At 64.3% G+C, this 17,000-nt stretch carries 16 protein-coding genes; 5 read left to right on the top strand and 11 right to left on the bottom strand.

Annotated elements, in window-relative coordinates; translation table 11 throughout:
- The first annotated feature begins 22 nt into the window (after positions 1 to 22).
- Together DN387_RS01035 and DN387_RS01030 are read left to right on the top strand one after the other, a co-directional pair.
- Positions 23 to 1,174 carry an efflux RND transporter periplasmic adaptor subunit gene (locus DN387_RS01035; protein ID WP_043862098.1) on the top strand — a complete coding sequence of 384 codons (1,152 nt, stop codon included), beginning with the start codon at positions 23 to 25 and terminating at the stop codon, positions 1,172 to 1,174.
- 13 nt (positions 1,175 to 1,187) lie between these two features.
- On the top strand, positions 1,188 to 4,235 hold the full coding sequence (locus DN387_RS01030) for a multidrug efflux RND transporter permease subunit (RefSeq protein WP_054914825.1): 3,048 nt from the start codon (positions 1,188 to 1,190) through the stop codon (positions 4,233 to 4,235).
- Between the two features lie 86 nt (positions 4,236 to 4,321).
- Here DN387_RS01030 and DN387_RS01025 read toward each other — a convergent pair whose 3' ends face one another.
- The 5 genes from DN387_RS01025 to colR form a co-directional block, all read right to left on the bottom strand.
- Entirely contained in the window at positions 4,322 to 4,549 is a 228-nt protein-coding gene (locus tag DN387_RS01025; protein WP_043862096.1) for a hypothetical protein, read from the bottom strand.
- Positions 4,546 to 5,259: a lipopolysaccharide kinase InaA family protein gene (locus DN387_RS01020; protein ID WP_043862095.1), complete on the bottom strand. Its 714-nt coding sequence runs from the start codon at positions 5,257 to 5,259 to the stop codon at positions 4,546 to 4,548. Before DN387_RS01020 ends, DN387_RS01025 begins: the two co-directional genes overlap by 4 nt.
- A 4-nt stretch (positions 5,260 to 5,263) precedes the next feature.
- Positions 5,264 to 5,944 carry a class I SAM-dependent methyltransferase gene (locus DN387_RS01015; RefSeq protein WP_043862094.1) on the bottom strand — a complete coding sequence of 227 codons (681 nt, stop codon included), beginning with the start codon at positions 5,942 to 5,944 and terminating at the stop codon, positions 5,264 to 5,266.
- A gap of 97 nt (positions 5,945 to 6,041) precedes the next feature.
- Positions 6,042 to 7,343: a HAMP domain-containing sensor histidine kinase gene (locus DN387_RS01010; protein ID WP_043862093.1), complete on the bottom strand. Its 1,302-nt coding sequence runs from the start codon at positions 7,341 to 7,343 to the stop codon at positions 6,042 to 6,044.
- Positions 7,333 to 8,016, bottom strand: a complete 684-nt coding sequence (gene colR, locus DN387_RS01005) for a two-component system response regulator ColR (protein ID WP_043862092.1) — start codon at positions 8,014 to 8,016, stop codon at positions 7,333 to 7,335. Before colR ends, DN387_RS01010 begins: the two co-directional genes overlap by 11 nt.
- Positions 8,017 to 8,197: 181 nt before the next feature.
- Here colR and DN387_RS01000 point away from each other — a divergent pair, with 181 nt between their 5' ends.
- Entirely contained in the window at positions 8,198 to 8,953 is a 756-nt protein-coding gene (locus tag DN387_RS01000) for a phosphatase PAP2 family protein (protein WP_054914826.1), read from the top strand.
- A gap of 87 nt (positions 8,954 to 9,040) precedes the next feature.
- On the opposite strand, the gene groL is transcribed toward DN387_RS01000, so the two are convergent.
- The 5 genes from groL to DN387_RS00975 all read right to left on the bottom strand — a co-directional run bounded on the left by groL (position 9,041) and on the right by DN387_RS00975 (position 13,657).
- On the bottom strand, positions 9,041 to 10,690 hold the full coding sequence (gene groL, locus DN387_RS00995; protein WP_043862090.1) for a chaperonin GroEL: 1,650 nt from the start codon (positions 10,688 to 10,690) through the stop codon (positions 9,041 to 9,043).
- Positions 10,691 to 10,736: 46 nt separating this feature from the next.
- On the bottom strand, positions 10,737 to 11,030 hold the full coding sequence (locus DN387_RS00990) for a co-chaperone GroES (RefSeq protein WP_009050540.1): 294 nt from the start codon (positions 11,028 to 11,030) through the stop codon (positions 10,737 to 10,739).
- 261 nt (positions 11,031 to 11,291) lie between these two features.
- The gene (locus DN387_RS00985) at positions 11,292 to 11,750 is read right to left on the bottom strand and encodes an FxsA family protein (RefSeq protein ID WP_054914827.1); all 459 of its coding nucleotides are present in this window, start codon (positions 11,748 to 11,750) and stop codon (positions 11,292 to 11,294) included.
- A 66-nt stretch (positions 11,751 to 11,816) separates the two neighbouring features.
- Positions 11,817 to 12,548: a HugZ family protein gene (locus tag DN387_RS00980; protein ID WP_054914828.1), complete on the bottom strand. Its 732-nt coding sequence runs from the start codon at positions 12,546 to 12,548 to the stop codon at positions 11,817 to 11,819.
- A gap of 101 nt (positions 12,549 to 12,649) precedes the next feature.
- Positions 12,650 to 13,657: a DUF481 domain-containing protein gene (locus DN387_RS00975; protein ID WP_043862087.1), complete on the bottom strand. Its 1,008-nt coding sequence runs from the start codon at positions 13,655 to 13,657 to the stop codon at positions 12,650 to 12,652.
- A gap of 143 nt (positions 13,658 to 13,800) precedes the next feature.
- Here DN387_RS00975 and DN387_RS00970 point away from each other — a divergent pair, with 143 nt between their 5' ends.
- Positions 13,801 to 14,154 carry an MGMT family protein gene (locus DN387_RS00970; RefSeq protein ID WP_043862086.1) on the top strand — a complete coding sequence of 118 codons (354 nt, stop codon included), beginning with the start codon at positions 13,801 to 13,803 and terminating at the stop codon, positions 14,152 to 14,154.
- A 43-nt stretch (positions 14,155 to 14,197) separates the two neighbouring features.
- On the top strand, positions 14,198 to 15,751 hold the full coding sequence (locus DN387_RS00965; RefSeq protein WP_043862085.1) for an AmpG family muropeptide MFS transporter: 1,554 nt from the start codon (positions 14,198 to 14,200) through the stop codon (positions 15,749 to 15,751).
- On the opposite strand, the gene DN387_RS00960 is transcribed toward DN387_RS00965, so the two are convergent.
- Complete coding sequence (locus DN387_RS00960; RefSeq protein ID WP_054914829.1) at positions 15,748 to 16,992, bottom strand: MFS transporter; 1,245 nt, start codon at positions 16,990 to 16,992, stop codon at positions 15,748 to 15,750. The two genes, DN387_RS00965 and DN387_RS00960, sit on opposite strands and share 4 nt — an antisense overlap.
- Positions 16,993 to 17,000: the final 8 nt, after the last annotated feature.

Genomic DNA, 17,000 nt, shown 5'->3' with positions numbered 1-17,000 from the left:
AACGCTTCCAGGGAGCTGGTCCATGCTGCGCCGTCGCATGCTCATCATGCTGGGTATCGTCCTGCTGCTGGTGCTGGCCCTGGGCGGCTACAAGGGCTTGTCCATCTACCGCCAGATCCAGCAGTTCTCCGCGCCCAAGCCGCCGGTCAGCGTTGCCGCCGCCGAGGCGCGCGAGCAGCCCTGGCAAAGCCGCCTGCCCGCCGTGGGCAGCCTCAAGGCCCTGCAAGGGGTGGACCTGAGCCTGGAGATCGCCGGCACGGTCAAGGCCCTGCACTTCGAATCCGGCCAGCAGGTCAAGGCCGGGCAACTGCTGCTGCAGCTGGACAGCGACGTGGAGACTGCCCTGCTCGGCACCGCCCAGGCCGACCTCGGGCTGGCCCAGGTGGATTATCAGCGAGGCAGCCAGCTGGTCGGCAGCCAGGCCATCTCCAAGGGCGAATTCGACCGCCTGCGCGCCCAACTGCTGCGCAACCAGGCGGTAGTGGCGCAACTCAAGGCATCCCTGGCGAAAAAGAGCATCAACGCGCCGTTCACCGGCACCATCGGTATCCGCCAGGTCGACCTGGGCAGCTACCTGGCCAGCGGCACGGTGATCGCCACCCTGCAGGACCTGAGCAGCCTGTATGTCGACTTCTTCGTGCCGGAACAGGCGCTGCCCAACCTCAGCCTCGGCCAGCAGGCGCTGGTCTCGGTGGCCGCCTACCCGCACCGCAGCTTCACCGCCACCCTCAGCGCGATCAACCCCAAGGTCGACGACACCACCCGCAACCTGCAGGTGCGCGCCACCCTGGCCAACCCCGACGGCACGTTGCTGCCGGGCATGTTCGCCAGCCTGCAGGTGTTGCTGCCCAACCCGCGCAACGCGGTGGTGGTGCCGCAGAGCGCCGTCACCTACACCCTCTATGGCAACTCGGTGTATGTCGCCGTGCCGCAAAAGTCCGAAGACGGCAAGGTGCAGACCACGGCCGATGGCCAGCCGCAACTGATCGCCGAGCGGCGCTTCGTCGAGACCGGCGAGCGCCGCGACGGCCTGGTGGTGATCGCCAAGGGCCTCACGCCCGGCGAAACGGTGGTCACCGCCGGCCAGTTGAAGCTGACCCAGGGCGCTGCCGTCACCCTGAGCGCCGACAAGACCCTGCAAGCCGAACCGACCAGCCAGCCCGGCGCCGACTGACCAAGGAACCGCCATGGCCTTTACCGACCCGTTCATCCGTCGCCCGGTGCTGGCCAGCGTGGTCAGCCTGCTGATCGTGCTGCTGGGGTTCCAGGCCTGGAGCAAGCTGCCGATCCGCCAGTACCCGCAAATGGAAAACGCCCTGATCACGGTGACCACCGCCTACCCAGGGGCCAACGCCGAAACCATCCAGGGCTACATCACCCAGCCCCTGCAGCAGAGCCTGGCCAGTGCCGAAGGCATCGACTACATGACCTCGGTGAGCCGGCAGAATTTTTCGGTGATTTCGATCTACGCGCGCATCGGCTCCGACAGCGACCGGCTGTTCACCGAGCTGCTGGCCAAGGCCAACGAGGTCAAGAACAAGCTGCCCCAGGACGCCGAGGACCCGGTGCTGAGCAAGGAAGCCGCCGATGCCTCGGCGCTGATGTACATCAGCTTCTACAGCAAGGAGCTGAGCAACCCGCAGATCACCGACTACCTGTCGCGGGTGATCCAGCCCAAGCTCGCCACCCTGCCCGGCATGGCCGAAGCCGAGATTCTCGGCAACCAGGTGTTCGCCATGCGCCTGTGGATCGACCCGGTGAAGCTGGCCGGCTACGGCCTGAGCGCCGGCGATGTGACTGCCGCGGTGCGCCGCTACAACTTCCTGTCCGCCGCCGGCGAGGTCAAGGGCCAGTACGTGGTCACCAGCATCAACGCCACCACCGAACTCAAGTCGGCCGAAGCCTTCGCCGCCATCCCGCTCAAGACCAAGGGCGACAGCCGCGTGCTGCTGGGCGATGTGGCACGGGTGGAGATGGGCGCGGAGAACTACGACACGGTCAGCTCGTTCGACGGCACGCCGTCGGTGTACATCGGCATCAAGGCCACCCCGGCCGCCAACCCGCTGGACGTGATCAAGGAGGTGCGCAAGCTGATGCCGGAGCTGGAAGCGCAGTTGCCGCCCAACCTCAAGGCCTCCATCGCCTATGACGCCACGCTGTTCATCCAGGCCTCCATCGACGAGGTGGTCAAGACCCTGGTCGAGGCGGTGCTGATCGTGATCGTGGTGGTGTTCCTGTTTCTCGGCGCGCTGCGCTCGGTGCTGATCCCGGTGATCACCATCCCGCTGTCGATGATCGGCGTGCTGTTCTTCATGCAATTGATGGGCTACTCGCTGAACCTGTTGACGCTGCTGGCGATGGTGCTGGCCATCGGCCTGGTGGTGGACGATGCGATCGTGGTGGTGGAGAACATCCACCGCCATATCGAGGAGGGCAAGACGCCGTTCGACGCCGCGCTGGAAGGCGCCCGGGAGATCGCCATGCCGGTGGTCTCGATGACCATCACCCTGGCGGCGGTGTACGCCCCCATCGGTTTCCTGGAGGGCCTCACCGGGGCCCTGTTCAAGGAGTTCGCCCTGACCCTGGCCGGGGCCGTGGTGATTTCCGGCATCGTCGCGCTGACCCTGTCGCCGATGATGTGTGCCCTGCTGCTGCGCCCGGAGCAGAACCCCAGCGGCCTGGCCCATCGTCTCGACCAGCTGTTCGAGCGGCTCAAGCGCCGCTACCAGACGCTTTTGCACGGCACCCTCGAGACCCGGCCGGTGGTGATCGTTTTCGCCCTGATCGTGCTGTGCCTGATCCCGGTGTTTCTGATGTTCAGCAAGAACGAGCTGGCCCCGGACGAAGACCAGGGCATCATCTTCATGATGGCCACCGCCCCGCAACCGGCCAACCTCGATTACCTGAACGCCTACACCGACGAGTTCATCACGATCTTCAAGTCATTCCCCGAGTACTACTCCTCGTTCCAGATCAACGGCTTCAACGGCGTGCAATCGGGCATCGGCGGCTTTCTGCTCAAGCCGTGGAACCAGCGCAGCCGCACCCAGATGGAGTTGCTGCCCGAGGTGCAGGCCAAGCTGGCGACCATCAGCGGCCTGCAGATCTTCGGCTTCAACCTGCCCTCCCTGCCGGGCACCGGCGAAGGCCTGCCATTCGCCTTCGTGATCAACACGCCGAATGACTACGTGTCGTTGCTGGAAGTGGCGCAACGGGTCAAGGACCGCGCCCAGGCCTCGGGCAAGTTCGCCTTCCTGGACATCGACCTGGCATTCGACAAGCCGGAGGTGGTGGTGGATATCGACCGGGCCAAGGCGGCGCAGATGGGGGTGTCGATGGATGCCCTGGGCGGCACCCTGGCCACGCTGCTGGGCGAGGCCGAGATCAACCGCTTCACCATCGAGGGGCGCAGCTACAAGGTGATCGCCCAGGTCGAGCAGGCCTACCGCGACAACCCCGGCTGGCTGAACAACTACTACGTGAAGAACGAGCAGGGCCGGATGCTGCCCCTGTCGACCCTGATCAGCGTCAGCGACCGCGCGCGGCCGCGCCAGCTCAACCAGTTCCAGCAGCTGAACTCGGCGATCATCCAGGGCTTCCCGCTGGTGAGCATGGGCGAGGCCCTGGAGACGGTGCGCAGCATCGCCCAGCAGGAGGCACCGGCAGGCTTCGCCTTCGACTACAGCGGGCAGGCACGTCAGTTCGTGCAGGAAGGCAGTGCGCTGTGGGTGACCTTCGGCCTGGCGCTGGCGATCATCTTTCTGGTGCTGGCGGCGCAGTTCGAGAGTTTCCGCGACCCGCTGGTGATCCTGGTGACGGTGCCCCTGTCGATCTGTGGAGCATTGATCCCGCTGTTTCTGGGGTGGTCGAGCATGAACATCTACACCCAGGTGGGGCTGGTGACGCTGATCGGGCTGATCAGCAAGCACGGCATCCTGATCGTCGAGTTCGCCAACCAGTTGCGCCTGCACAAGGGGCTGACTGCGCGGGATGCCGTAGAGGAAGCGGCAGCGATACGCCTGCGGCCGGTGCTGATGACCACGGCGGCGATGGTATTCGGCATGGTGCCGCTGATACTGGCGACGGGCGCCGGGGCGGTGAGTCGGTTCGACATCGGCATGGTGATCGCAACCGGGATGTCGGTGGGCACGCTGTTCACGTTGTTCGTGTTGCCGTGCGTGTATACGTTGCTGGCCAGGAAGGAAATGCCAAGTACGGCGCTGGAATCGAGTTGAACGCATCGCGGGTCAAGCCCGCCCACGCAAGGATCACTGCAACCCTGGGGGAGCGGGCTTGACCCGCGATGGGTCGATACACTTCATCACCCGTTGGAGCGCAGCCCCCGGCTCATGCCGAACAGGAACAACAGCAGGTCATGGTCCGGTTGCGCCGTGACGACCGGCTTGGCCGTCCGCGGCAGCGGACACTGCGCGCCCAGGTCGATGGAACTGAGCACCTGCGGACGCGGCTCCTCCCACGCGGCGAAAGCCACCGAAGCCACCGCCAACGCCACAAGCAGAAACAAACCTCGTGCTATTTCTAGTTTCATTGCTCTAAACCTTTGACAGCGCTGCCAAACGCCACTTCGTAAAAGTAGAGCAACTTCTTCCAGTCCGCATCGTTCCACGACGAATGGCGGCGCAGTTGCTTCAGGTCATTGGCGGCCGCACGCTGGCAGCTGATGCGCCGGCGGCACTTCTCCAGGTCCAGCAAGGCGACCTCGGCACGCGCATCCGCGCCCTCGCCGGTCACCTTCACGAAAATATGCTTGCTGTACAGGCAGCCATGCTGCCAGTGCCCGCGGTGCATGCGCGCCAGGTTGCCGGCCAGGTCCTCGAGCACCCGGTCGTGCAGCGCCTCGCCGTGCTGCTCGCGCCCGCCGCCGGCGTACCACAGGTCGATCTCCTCGAAACCATCCAGCGCCTCGCTGACCAGCAGCGCCCGCCACTGGTGCTGGGCATCGCGCTCCACGCCGCAATAGACGATATGCGGCACCCGCACGCCCAACTGCTCGAAACTGCTCAGGGCAGCGAACTCACGCAATACCGTGGGGCGACCGAAGGGGTGCAGCAGGCTGCGGTAGATATGCCCGACCTGGCGCTTGGCATACAGCAGATGGCCCGTCTCGTCGCTCAGGCGCTGCACGCCGCTTTCGCCGCCACGCCGCTGGTTGGGTGCCTCCACCCATTCGCCCTGGCGCTGCCAGAAGTAATCGAATTGATCCGAGACCGCCGTACCGCCCGTTCCTTCCACAGCCATTCCTTCACCCCTTGCGCAATACGTAAACTCGCCACATCGCATAGAACGGCAAAAAGTCCATTCGTTCCTGAATACGGAAACCTGCGGCCTCGAACTCCTGTTCAACCGTAGCAGCTGGTAACACAAAACGGTTCTGGTAACTGCCATCGGCCTGCCCGTTGTTACGGCGTGCTTCCAGGCGTTTACGCCGCCAGGCCTTGATGTTGCCGTCCACCCACAACGAGATGATCACGCTGTCGCGGCTAACCCGTTGAAACTCCGAAAGAATCGCCTTGCGATGGGCCGCTTCGCCAATGTGGTGGAACAGCCGCATGCAGAAAATGCTGTCTACCGCGTTGTCCGGCAGATCGATGGCGAAGGCTGATGTCTGCAAGGGCCGTACCCGTTTGACCACTTCTGCCGGTTGCGACCCGCAGGCGATCTGCAGCATGGCGGCGGAATTGTCGGCGCCGATGATCACGCGGTTGGCCTTTTCGGCCAGCAGCGGCCAGAAACGGCCGGCACCGCTGGGCAGGTCCAGCACCAGGCCAGGCTCGCCGGCCAGCGCCAGGGCACGCCGGGCCAATTGCTCGTCACGCTGGTGGGACAAGCGGCGGGCAATGCCGTCCTGGTGCTTGTGCAGGTACTGTTGAGCGTGCTGCTCGTCGTACTTTTCGGAAAACTTGAGCTTGATGGGACTGCGCATGGTGCATCTCCTGACTCCAATGCCGCCTACCTTAAGCAGGTCGACGTTGGCGTCAGGTCATGCGAACGTGAAAAAAATGTCAGGTTGCGTCGGTAAGTTACAAGGTGTTTCCGGAGGCCTGCGACCCAGCCGTGCCCAATTTCACATGGAACCGGCAACCATGGGGCTCGGCGGCGCTCAGGCTGACGCTCCAGCCCTGGTCCTCGCAGATCCGCTGCACCAGCGACAGGCCCAGCCCGAGCCCTTCCCCGCGTTTTTCGCCGCCGCGCACGAACGGCTGGAACATGGCCTCGCGATGCTCCTCGGGAATTCCCACGCCGCTGTCCTCGACGGTGAAGCCATCGGGCTCCAGGGTGAGGCGGATGTACCCCTGGTCGGTGTAGTGCGCCGCATTGCGCAGCAGGTTGCCCATCACCGATTGCAGGAACGTGGCGTTGTACAGGGTCGGCAGCGCGCCGGTGTCGTGGTAGGTGAGGGTCAGCCCCTTCTGCTCGATGGTGTCGCGCCAGACGCCGATCAGTTCGTTGCCCACCTCACGCAGGCTTGCCCGCGAAGCGACGGCACCCTCGTCGCGCTGGGCGCGGGCGAGCATGAGGAAGGTCTGCACCAGCTCGCGCATTTCTTCGGTGGCCCGCGAAATGCGTTCGACCTGGGCGCGGGCGCGATTGTCGATGGCCGGGTTCTCCAGCAGCAGCTCGCACGAGCTGGCCAGCACCATCAGAGGCGTGCGCAGTTCATGGCTGACATCGCTGGTGAACAGCCGCTCGCGGGTCAGTGCATCACGCAGGCGCCCCAGGGTGGCGTCGAAGGCCACCGCCAGTTGCCCCACTTCGTCGGCCGCGTAGTCCGGCGCCAGGGGCGGCGCCAGGCCCAGCAACTGGTCGCGGTGACGCACCTGGCGCGCCAGCCGGATCACCGGGGCCATCACCCGCCGTGCCAGCACCCAGCCTAGGAACACCGCCAGTGCCAGGCTGAGCACGAAGCCCACCACCACCACGGCGAACAGCACGCGCTCGCGTTCTTCGAAATCGCTCTGGTCCTGCAGCAGCACGTAGTGCCGCCCGTCCACCACCTCGACCATGGCGTGGTACGACAGGTGCTCGCGAAACACTTCATGAAACCCCGGGGTGAGGTGGCGCAGGTCCTTGGGCAGGTCGAAGTCGTCGCGCCCGCCACTGTAGTAGAACAACTGGTCGGGCCGCGGGCGGTGGCTCCACTCCGATACGCTGTCCATCAGCAGCATGCGCTTGAGGTCGCCCCCCAGTACCGAGGAGATCAGGCGCTCTTCCACCAGGTGCACGGTGGCCACGATGCCAAAGGCGAAGGCCCCGGCCACCAGCGCGCTCATCAGCGCGAAGGCGATGATGATGCGCTGGGCAAGGCTTTGCTTAAACTCCATCACGACCCTCGGCCAGTCGATAGCCAACACCGTGCACGGTATGCAGCAGGGGCTTGTCGAATGGCTTGTCGATCACCTGGCGCAACTGGTGGACGTGGCTGCGCAGGCTGTCGCTGTCGGGGCAGTCGTCGCCCCACAGGGCTTCTTCCAGTACCTCGCGGCGCAGCACGTGGGGGCTCTTCTGCATCAGCACTGCAAGCAGCTTGAGGCCGACCGGGTTGAGCTTGAGGAACTTGCCCTGGCGGGTGACCTCCAGGGTGTCGAGGTCGTAGCTCAGGTCGCCGACGTTCAGGCTGCGCCGGCCACCGCCCTGGGCCCGGCGCAGCACAGCTTCGATGCGCGCGGCCAGTTCCGACAGGGCGAACGGCTTGAGCAGGTAGTCGTCGGCGCCGGAGCGAAAGCCCTGCAGGCGGTCGTCGAGCTGGTCGCGGGCGGTCAGCATGATCACCGGGGTATCGCGCCGGGCATCCTCGCGCAGGCGCTTGCACAGCGTGTAGCCGTCGATGCCGGGCAGCATGATGTCGAGCACGATCAGGTCGTAGTGCTCGGTGGCAGCCAGGTGCAGGCCCGACAGGCCGTCCTGGGCGCAGTCGACGGTGTAGCCCTTGAGGCCCAGGTAATCGGCCAGGTTGGCCAGGATATCGCGGTTGTCTTCAACCAGTAGAATTCGCATCGGTACCTCTCCCCCGTCCTCGTTTGCCTGCTTGGCAGGCGCAGCTTAAGGCCATCGTCCAGGCCCCGCCAGCGCCGCATGGATTTAATCGCAACTGACATTTTTTTCACCCCAGCTTCACACATAGCGTAGGCGCGGCGGCACACAATCGGCAGTTTCCATTGCCTGCCTGGACCCTGCCATGCCTGCCACTCCCCCTTTGCCCGCGTCCCGCCCGCTGAACCTGTGGATTGCCCTGGGCATTCCGCTGCTGACCGCCGTGTGCCTGATCCTGCTGGAGCTGACCGACCTGGACATGGCCCTGGCCAACCTCGCGTTCGACCCGCAGGCGGGCCAGTTCATCGGTCGTCACAGCTATTTTCTCGAAGACATCCTGCATGACCGCGCCAAGGAGCTGGTCATCCTGTTCGCGGTGCTGGCCATCGTCGGCTTTGCCGCCAGCTTTGTGCTGCAGCGCCTCAAGAGCTGGCGCCGGGAACTGGGTTGCCTGGTGCTGGCGATGGGCCTGTCGACCGGCTTCGTGACGCCGCTCAAGGCCGCGACGGCGGTGCAGTGCCCCTGGAGCCTGAGCGAATTCGGCGGCCAGGAAACCTACAGCAAGCTGTTAGAGGCCCGCCCCGCCACCGACAAGCCAGGGCGCTGCTGGCCGGGCGGGCATGCGGCCACGGGGTTTACCCTGTTTGCGCTGTTTTTTGTCCTGCGTGATCGCAAGCCACGCCTGGCCAAGGCCGCGCTGGTGTTCGCCTTTGGCCTGGGGGTGGTGTTTTCGGTGGGCAGGATGCTGCAGGGCGCCCACTTCTTTTCGCACAATGTGTGGACCGCAGTGTTCTGCTGGCTGATCGGGTTGGGGTGCTACTGGCTGGTGTTGTATCGCAAGCCGTCACTGGCCGCTTCGCCAGCCAGGCTGGCACCTACAGGATTCGCTGAACGTCTGTAGGAGCCAGCCTGTCTGGCGAAGGGTTTCTGCCAGACATAAAAAAGCCCCGCACAAGGCGGGGCTCTTCTTCAAGCGGGTAAGGCTGGCTTACATCATGCCGCCCATGCCGCCCATGCCACCCATGCCGCCCATGTCAGGCATGCCACCGGCAGCCTTGTCTTCAGGCGCATCGGCAACCATGGCTTCGGTAGTGATCATCAGACCACCGATCGAGGCCGCGGCCTGCAGAGCCGAACGGGTCACCTTGGCAGGGTCCAGGATGCCCATTTCGATCATGTCGCCGTACTCGCCGGTAGCAGCGTTGTAACCGAAGTTGCCCGAACCTTGCTTGACCTTGTCGACTACCACGCTTGGCTCGTCGCCGGCGTTGGCAACGATCTGGCGCAGTGGGGACTCGACGGCGCGACGCAGCAACTGGATACCCACGTTCTGGTCTTCGTTGTCACCCTTGAGCTCGGCAATGGCCTGCAGCGAGCGAACCAGCGCCACGCCACCGCCAGGTACCACGCCTTCTTCGACGGCTGCGCGGGTAGCGTGCAGGGCGTCTTCAACGCGGGCTTTCTTCTCTTTCATTTCAACTTCGGTGCCGGCACCGACCTTGATCACGGCAACACCGCCAGCCAGCTTGGCCAGACGCTCTTGCAGTTTTTCACGGTCGTAGTCCGAGGAAGTCTCTTCGATCTGGGCACGGATCTGCTTGACGCGTGCTTCGATGTCGGCTTCAACGCCAGCACCGTCGATGATGGTGGTGTTTTCCTTGGACAGGGTCACGCGCTTGGCGTTGCCCAGGTGCTCCAGGGTGGTCGACTCCAGGCTCAGGCCGATTTCTTCGGAGATCACGGTACCGCCGGTCAGGACGGCGATGTCCTGCAGCATGGCCTTGCGGCGGTCGCCGAAGCCAGGTGCCTTGACCGCAGCCACTTTCACGATGCCACGCATGTTGTTGACCACCAGGGTAGCCAGCGCTTCGCCTTCGACGTCTTCAGCCACGATCAGCAGCGGACGACCGGCCTTGGCAACGGCTTCCAGTACTGGCAGCAGTTCGCGGATGTTGGAGATCTTCTTGTCGACCAGCAGCAGCAGCGGGCCGTCGAGCTCGGCAACCATGGTGTCCGGCTTGTTGACGAAGTAAGGGGACAGGTAGCCACGGTCGAACTGCATGCCTTCTACAACCGACAGTTCGTTTTCCAGGCCCGAGCCTTCTTCGACGGTGATCACGCCTTCTTTACCGACTTTTTCCATGGCTTCGGCAATGATTTCACCGATGGAGGTGTCGGAGTTGGCCGAGATGGTACCGACCTGAGCGATGGCCTTGGAATCGGCGCATGGCTTGGACAGGTTCTTCAGCTCTTTGACGATGGCGATGGTGGCCTTGTCGATACCGCGCTTGAGGTCCATCGGGTTCATGCCGGCAGCAACGGCCTTGAGGCCTTCGCTGACGATGGCCTGAGCCAGAACGGTAGCGGTGGTGGTGCCGTCGCCCGCTTCGTCGTTAGCCTTGGAGGCCACGTCTTTCAGCAGTTGGGCGCCCATGTTCTCGAAGGCGTCCTTGAGTTCGATTTCCTTGGCAACCGAAACACCGTCTTTGGTGATGGTTGGCGCGCCGAAGCTCTTGGCCAGAACCACGTTGCGGCCTTTCGGGCCCAGGGTCGCTTTTACCGCGTCAGCCAGAACGTTGACGCCAACCAGCATTTTCTTACGGGCGGAATCGCCGAATTTTACGTCTTTAGCAGCCATGATCGTTTAATCCTTGAATACTTTGGAGTAACGGGAAACCAGCGGATCAGCCTTCGATAACGGCGAGAATCTCGTTCTCAGCCATTACCAGCAGGTCTTCGCCGTCAACTTTCACAGTGTTGCTGCCCGAGTACGGGCCGAAAACCACCTTGTCACCCACTTTCACGGCCAGCGCGCGCACTTCGCCGTTGTCCAGGATGCGGCCGGTACCCACGGCGACGATTTCGCCACGGTTGGGTTTTTCAGCGGCCGAGCCTGGCAGAACGATACCGCCAGCGGTTTTCGATTCTTCTTCGCTGCGACGGATGACGACGCGGTCATGCAGAGGACGAAGCTTCATTGTCGATCTCTCCTGATAGTGGTTTTCATCGGCCGGTATCGTTACCGGCGTGTTGATGCTTTCGGCGTAGCCGATCGTGGACCGCGGGGCGGGCCACGCATGTATTGTCTGGGGCAAATGCCCAGAAACCTTGCGGTGACCCATACATGAGGTCGGCCAAGGCGATTACAAGGCTTGCCGATGAAAATTTTTGCAGCCCGGCGCGCCAAATGAAAAACGGCCCCGAAGGGCCGTTTCATGCTACGCGGGCGAGCGCTCGCGTCACGGGTCACGCTTTTCGTATTCGCCTTCGATCACATTGGGCTGACGCGGTGCACCGGGCGGCGCATTGAACGGGTCGTCGCCGAAGGCGCGCTGACGCATGGCCTGGGCTTCGGCGCGCTGGCGCAGCTTGTTGGCCAGCAACCGGCGGCTGAACGGCAACAGCACGATCAGGCCGATCACGTCGCTGATGAAGCCGGGGAGCAACAGCAGACCGCCACCCAGGGCCAGCATCAGGCCGTGGAACATGTCTTCGGCCGGCAATTCGCCGCGCTGCAGGCTCGCCCGCGCACGCAGCGCGGTGGCAAGGCCCGCGACCCGCACCACCAGCACACCAAGGGCCGAGCCCGCGATGATCAGCAGCAGCGCCGGGAAAAATCCGATCGCGGTGCTGACCTTGAAAAACACATACAGCTCGAGCACCGGGAAAAGCAGAAACAGCAGTAGAAAAGCACGCATCAAGGGTTCCTCTACGCAAGATGTCCTTGCAGGTACGACCTTAAATGGTTGCTGGCCGTTGCAATTTCAACCCTCGACCGCCTCGCGAGCAGGCCACTGTTCGGCGCGGGCCAGCAAAACCAGGGCTTCGCGTACTTGTATCGGTGTATTGCAAGACCTTGGAAACGCCAGCCAGTGCAGGCCCTGGCCGATGCGCAGGTGCATGCCCTCGGTATCGATCCCTACCAGCGAGGCCGGTGCGCTGGCAGGCAGGCCGCTGAGCTCGACGTAGTGCGCGATGGCGTTGGCATGGTCGTCGTTCATGTGCTCGACCATGCTCACCTCGGCCTTGCCGGCGAACGGGTTGGCCAGGGTCACGTCGTCCAGCCAGTGAATCGCGCCGAAGCCGCCGATATAGCGATGGCGCACCGGCCTGAGCACCCAGAAGTCGAAGTCGTGGGCGCTGTGGTACTGGCTCGATTCGGGGAAGTAGCGGTAATAGCGCCCGGCGGCGGCCTCGATGGCCTCGGGGTCGGCCAGCTTGTGGGCCTCGGCCATCACGGTAAGACGACCCACCGCCTGCACGTCCTCGGCATCGCGCTCACCTACCAGCAGCGAACACTTGGGGTCTTTTTGCAGGTTGTGGGTGTGCTGGGCAATGCGACTGATCAGGATCAGCGGGTTACCGTCGGCGTCCAGGCAATACGGCACCACGGAACCGAAGGGGAAGCCGGGCATCGATTTGGAATGGGTCGAGAGTACGCCACGGTACTCCTTGAGCAGCAGCTCTCTTGCCTGCCTTGCAGCCTTCGCGCTCACGGGGGTGCTCCTGGGAAAGGTGTGATCGCGACAAGCTAATCATTATCAGTGGCGATTGCCAAGGGGGCCTGCAGGCGCCGGCCCCTGAATGCGAAAGCGGTTTACCAGGCCACGCCGAAGCCGACGGTGTAGCGCGTCTTGTCCAGGTCGCTGTCGCTGGTGCCGCTGATGATGTCCTTCTCGGCCTTCAGGTTCAGCGATGCCCATTCGGTGACCTTGTAGCGCAGGCCCACCTCGGCATCCAGGCTGTAGTCCGCCACGCCGCCCAGCGGCTTGCCAACCTCGCCGTTGGTGAACAGCTCGACCGACTTGCCGATCAGGTAGCGGTTGTAGTCCCACTTCACGCCCAGCGAATAGAAGTTGTCCTTGCCGCCGTCGCTGTACTCGTAGTCGGTGCGGTTGAGCAGCGAACCCAGCGAGAACGCGCCCAGCTCGTCGTCCCAGAACTGGTAGCCCGGGCCGGTACCGACCGTGCGCTGGCGGGTCAGGTCTTCGATGTGGTCGCGCTTGTAGTTCAGACGCCCCTGCCAGAACCACTGCTCGGTAATGAAGCGGTCCAGCGCGTATTCGGCGCTCCAGTTGTTGGTGGTGGTCGTGTCGTTCTTGGTCTCGCGGTTGTACTCGCCCTCGGCGTTATGCCGCCAGCGACCGTGACGGGCAGTGGTCTTGAAGTCGACGTCGTAGTCGTCACTGTCGGTCTCGGCGCGCTTGTAGTCCAGCGCCAGGTCGATGTTGCCCTTCCACAGCATGTCTTCGACCAGCGGCTTGGGCTTCATGATCTGCTGGATGCTGGCCAGTTCAACCGCCTTGGGCGCCTCGCCATTGGCCAGGATCACCTGGCCGTCTTCACCGGCCTGCAGCGACTTGGCCTTCTCGCCGGTGTAGGCGTCCTGCTTGACCAGCAGTTCCTGGTCGCTCTCCAGGGTCTTGACCTTCTTCCAGTCCAGCGCGATGGAGCCACCGTACTCGGTCTGCAGCACCAGCTTGCCACCGTCGAAGACCTTGATCTTGCCGCTGAGCCGGTCGCCGTTCTTCATCCATACGGTATCGGCCACCGCAGGGGCGCAGACACCGGTCATCACAAGGCACAACAAGGCTCTAGAATACATAGGCAGTACAGAAACTCGGGTTCGCAGAAAAATCGGGCATTATCCAGATACCCGCCAGCAGAACAAGGACTGACCCAGCCAATGCCGATGAGTTCAATTCGTATTTGTGCGCCCTGCCCCCTTCACTGCCCCGCAACGCCCCGATGAGCGCGGCCTTGACCGACGCGCAGCAGCGCGCAGAAGACCGACGGACGGCGCTCTACCTGGTGCTGGGCCAACTGCCGCCAGGCAAGGTGGTCAGCTATGGTGAACTGGCGGCCATCGCGGGCCTGGGCCGCGCGGCGCGCTGGGTGGGGCGCACCCTCAGCCAGTTGCCGAGCGACACTCGCCTGCCCTGGCACCGCGTGCTGGGCGCCGGCGGACGCCTGAGCCTGGCCCTTGGCACGCCCTCCGGGGATGAGCAGCGGGCCCGCCTGCGGGCCGAAGGGGTGACCGTCCGGAACAATCGTGTGGATATGTTGCGCCATGGCTGGCGCCCGATGGAGCACAGCGGTTAGAGTGCGCGCTTTGTTTTCGCAAACTTGAGGCAGATGTTGGCCCATGCCCCGTAAAACCTGGCGCGCTGCGCTCGCTGCCTATGCCAGCCCGTCGACCCTGGTGCTGTTGCTGCTCGGCTTTGCCGCCGGCCTGCCCTATATGTTGGTGTTCTCGACCCTGTCGGTATGGCTGCGCGAAGCCGGGGTTGCCCGTGAAACCATCGGTTATGCCAGCCTGATCGGCCTGGCCTACGCCTTCAAGTGGGTATGGTCGCCACTGCTGGACCAATGGCGCCTGCCATTGCTGGGCAAGCTTGGCCGACGCCGTTCCTGGCTGGTGCTGTCACAGATCCTGGTGGTCATCGGCCTGGTCGGCATGGGCTTTTGCGACCCGCAGAAGCACCTGTCGTGGCTGATCGCGCTGGCGGTGCTGGTGGCCTTCGCCTCGGCCACCCAGGACATCGCCGTGGATGCCTACCGCCTCGAGATCGCCGGCGACCAGCGCCAGGCCGCCCTGGCCGCCAGCTACATGGCCGGCTACCGGGTCGCCGCCCTGCTGGCCACTGCGGGCGCGCTGTTCTTTGCCGAAGGGTTCGGCTCCACCGGCTTCAGCTACAAGCACAGCGCCTGGACCGGCACCTATGTGCTGTTCGGCGTGCTGATGGTGCCCGCCCTGATCACCAGCCTGCTGATGCGCGAGCCGCCCGTACCACTGCGTACCCAGCTGTCGGCGGCGCGCTACGGCTTCGGCCACCAGCTGGCCTCGGTCTTCGTGCTGATCATTCTGCTGGTGTCGGTACCGGCGATGTTCACCCAGCTGTACAACACCGATTTCGCCAGCGTGCTGTTCGAAGGCGCCAGCCTGCTCGACCTGCTGCTTGAAGACCGCGCCTTCCTGCGCGCGATCCTCTACATCACCCTCACCACGCTGTGCCTGTCGTCCATGGGGCGACGCGGGCTGGCCCCGGTGCTGACCCCGGTCAACGACTTCATCGTGCGCTACCGCTGGCAGGCGTTGCTGCTGCTGGGGCTGATCGCCACCTACCGCATGTCGGACACGGTGATGGGCGTGATGGCCAACGTGTTCTATATCGACCAGGGCTTCACCAAGGACCAGATCGCCAGCGTCAGCAAGATCTTCGGCCTGTTCATGACCCTGTTCGGGGCCGGCATGGGCGGCCTGCTGATCGTGCGCTTCGGCATCCTGCCGATCCTGTTCATCGGCGGTGTGACCTCGGCGGCGACCAACCTGCTGTTCCTGATGCTCGCCGACATGGGGCCGAACCTGCAGATGCTGGTGGTGACCATCTCGCTCGACAACTTCAGCTCGGGTCTGGCGACCTCGGCCTTCGTGGCCTACCTGTCGAGCCTGACCAACCTGAAGTTCTCGGCCACCCAGTACGCCCTGCTCAGCTCGATCATGCTGCTGTTGCCGCGCCTGATCGGTGGCTACTCAGGCGTGATGGTCGAGAAGTACGGCTATCACGACTTCTTCCTGATCACCGCGATGCTCGGGGTGCCAACGCTGATCCTGATCGCCTTGCACTGGCACCAGGAACTGCGGCGCGGCAAGCTGGCCCCCGTGGAGCCCGAGACCACCGAGCGCCCCGGAGCCTAGGCCAGCGACGCCAGTTCGGCGTCGTCCTGCAGCACCGTGCGCAACGGCCACAGCGCCAGCAACCCGGCGCAACCTGCCGCCAGGGCGAAGCTCAACAGGCTCGCCCCTGCCCCCAGCATCGCCAGCAAGGCGCCGCCCAGGCCCAGCAAGGCGATGGTGATCATGCCCAGCATCGCCGACACCAGGCCCTTGCTCTGCTCGCTGGAGAACAGCGTCATGCGGTACAGCACCGCGTTGGCGATGCCCAGGCCCAGTGCGTACAGCGACATGCCCGCCACCAGGCTGAACACCGAAGGGTACAGCCAGGTGCCCAGCATGGCCGCGCCCAGGCCGATCAGATACGGCCACAGGGCCTTGCGGATCAGCACGCGCAGGCTGTAGCGCTCGGCAATGCGGTTGATGATCAGGTTGCCCGCAATCAGGCCGCCGAACACCGGCAATTGCCACAGTGCATAGTCCAGGGTGCTCAAGCCCTCGTCATGAATCAGCAGCACCGGCGACAGACCGATCCAGCCGATCAGCGGCAGGCCCACCAGGCCCAGGGCAGCGCTGCCGGCAACGAAGCGGCGGTTGCCCAGCAGTTGCCCGTAACCGGCCAGCAAGGGCAGCAGGTGGATGGGCTGGAAGGCCAGGCGCGTACCGTCGCGCCGCTCCACCCCCAGGGTTTCAGGCATGAAGCGGTACAGCGCGCACCAGGTCAGCACGGCGAACCCTGCGAACAGTACGAACAGCCAGCGCCACGACACCCACTCCAGCAGCACGGTGCCTACCAGTGGGCCGAGCAGCGGCGAAAGCAGCGCGATGTTGGCCAGCAGGGCCATCATGCGCACCGCATCCGCCTCGCTGAAGGCTTCGTTCAGGGCCGGGTAGCTGACCGTGACCACAAAGCCCAGGCCGATGCCCTGCAACAGGCGCAGCAGGTTGAACAGCTCGATGCCCTCGACCCAGTAGGTGGCCAGGCAGGCCAGGCAGAAGATGGCGCACCCCCACAGCAGCAGCGGACGCCGCCCGTAGCGGTCGGCCAGCGGGCCGATCAGCCACTGCAGCAGCACACCGCCAAGCAGGTAGAGGTTCAGCGCATGGGGGATGAATTCGGGGCTGGCATTCAGGTCGCCCACCACCGTGGGCATGGCAGGCATCACCACGTCGCTGGCCAGGTAGGTCAGCAACTCGAACAACGCCAGGGTCATGGCGAAACAGAATGCCCGGAACGGGGTGATGTTTATCAGCGGGGTAAGCATGGCAAGGC

Source organism: Pseudomonas sp. FBF18 (assembly GCF_024261405.1).
In the GTDB taxonomy this organism is placed as follows: Bacteria; Pseudomonadota; Gammaproteobacteria; order Pseudomonadales; family Pseudomonadaceae; genus Aquipseudomonas; species Aquipseudomonas palmensis.
Note: the sequence above shows the minus strand (reverse complement) of the source record. Positions and strands in the feature narration are given on the sequence as shown.

What these genes read in the sequence shown, in the direction of transcription:
- groL (WP_043862090.1), bottom strand. Translation starts at nt 10,690, where the DNA reads ATGGCTGCTAAAGACGTAAAATTCGGCGATTCCGCCCGTAAGAAAATG.
- DN387_RS01000 (WP_054914826.1), top strand. Translation starts at nt 8,198, where the DNA reads ATGCCTGCCACTCCCCCTTTGCCCGCGTCCCGCCCGCTGAACCTGTGG.
- DN387_RS00990 (WP_009050540.1), bottom strand. Translation starts at nt 11,030, where the DNA reads ATGAAGCTTCGTCCTCTGCATGACCGCGTCGTCATCCGTCGCAGCGAA.
- DN387_RS01020 (WP_043862095.1), bottom strand. Translation starts at nt 5,259, where the DNA reads ATGGCTGTGGAAGGAACGGGCGGTACGGCGGTCTCGGATCAATTCGAT.
- DN387_RS01035 (WP_043862098.1), top strand. Translation starts at nt 23, where the DNA reads ATGCTGCGCCGTCGCATGCTCATCATGCTGGGTATCGTCCTGCTGCTG.
- DN387_RS01015 (WP_043862094.1), bottom strand. Translation starts at nt 5,944, where the DNA reads ATGCGCAGTCCCATCAAGCTCAAGTTTTCCGAAAAGTACGACGAGCAG.
- DN387_RS00975 (WP_043862087.1), bottom strand. Translation starts at nt 13,657, where the DNA reads ATGTATTCTAGAGCCTTGTTGTGCCTTGTGATGACCGGTGTCTGCGCC.
- DN387_RS00970 (WP_043862086.1), top strand. Translation starts at nt 13,801, where the DNA reads ATGAGCGCGGCCTTGACCGACGCGCAGCAGCGCGCAGAAGACCGACGG.
- DN387_RS00960 (WP_054914829.1), bottom strand. Translation starts at nt 16,992, where the DNA reads ATGCTTACCCCGCTGATAAACATCACCCCGTTCCGGGCATTCTGTTTC.
- colR (WP_043862092.1), bottom strand. Translation starts at nt 8,016, where the DNA reads ATGCGAATTCTACTGGTTGAAGACAACCGCGATATCCTGGCCAACCTG.
- DN387_RS01030 (WP_054914825.1), top strand. Translation starts at nt 1,188, where the DNA reads ATGGCCTTTACCGACCCGTTCATCCGTCGCCCGGTGCTGGCCAGCGTG.
- DN387_RS01010 (WP_043862093.1), bottom strand. Translation starts at nt 7,343, where the DNA reads ATGGAGTTTAAGCAAAGCCTTGCCCAGCGCATCATCATCGCCTTCGCG.
- DN387_RS01025 (WP_043862096.1), bottom strand. Translation starts at nt 4,549, where the DNA reads ATGAAACTAGAAATAGCACGAGGTTTGTTTCTGCTTGTGGCGTTGGCG.
- DN387_RS00965 (WP_043862085.1), top strand. Translation starts at nt 14,198, where the DNA reads ATGCCCCGTAAAACCTGGCGCGCTGCGCTCGCTGCCTATGCCAGCCCG.
- DN387_RS00985 (WP_054914827.1), bottom strand. Translation starts at nt 11,750, where the DNA reads ATGCGTGCTTTTCTACTGCTGTTTCTGCTTTTCCCGGTGCTCGAGCTG.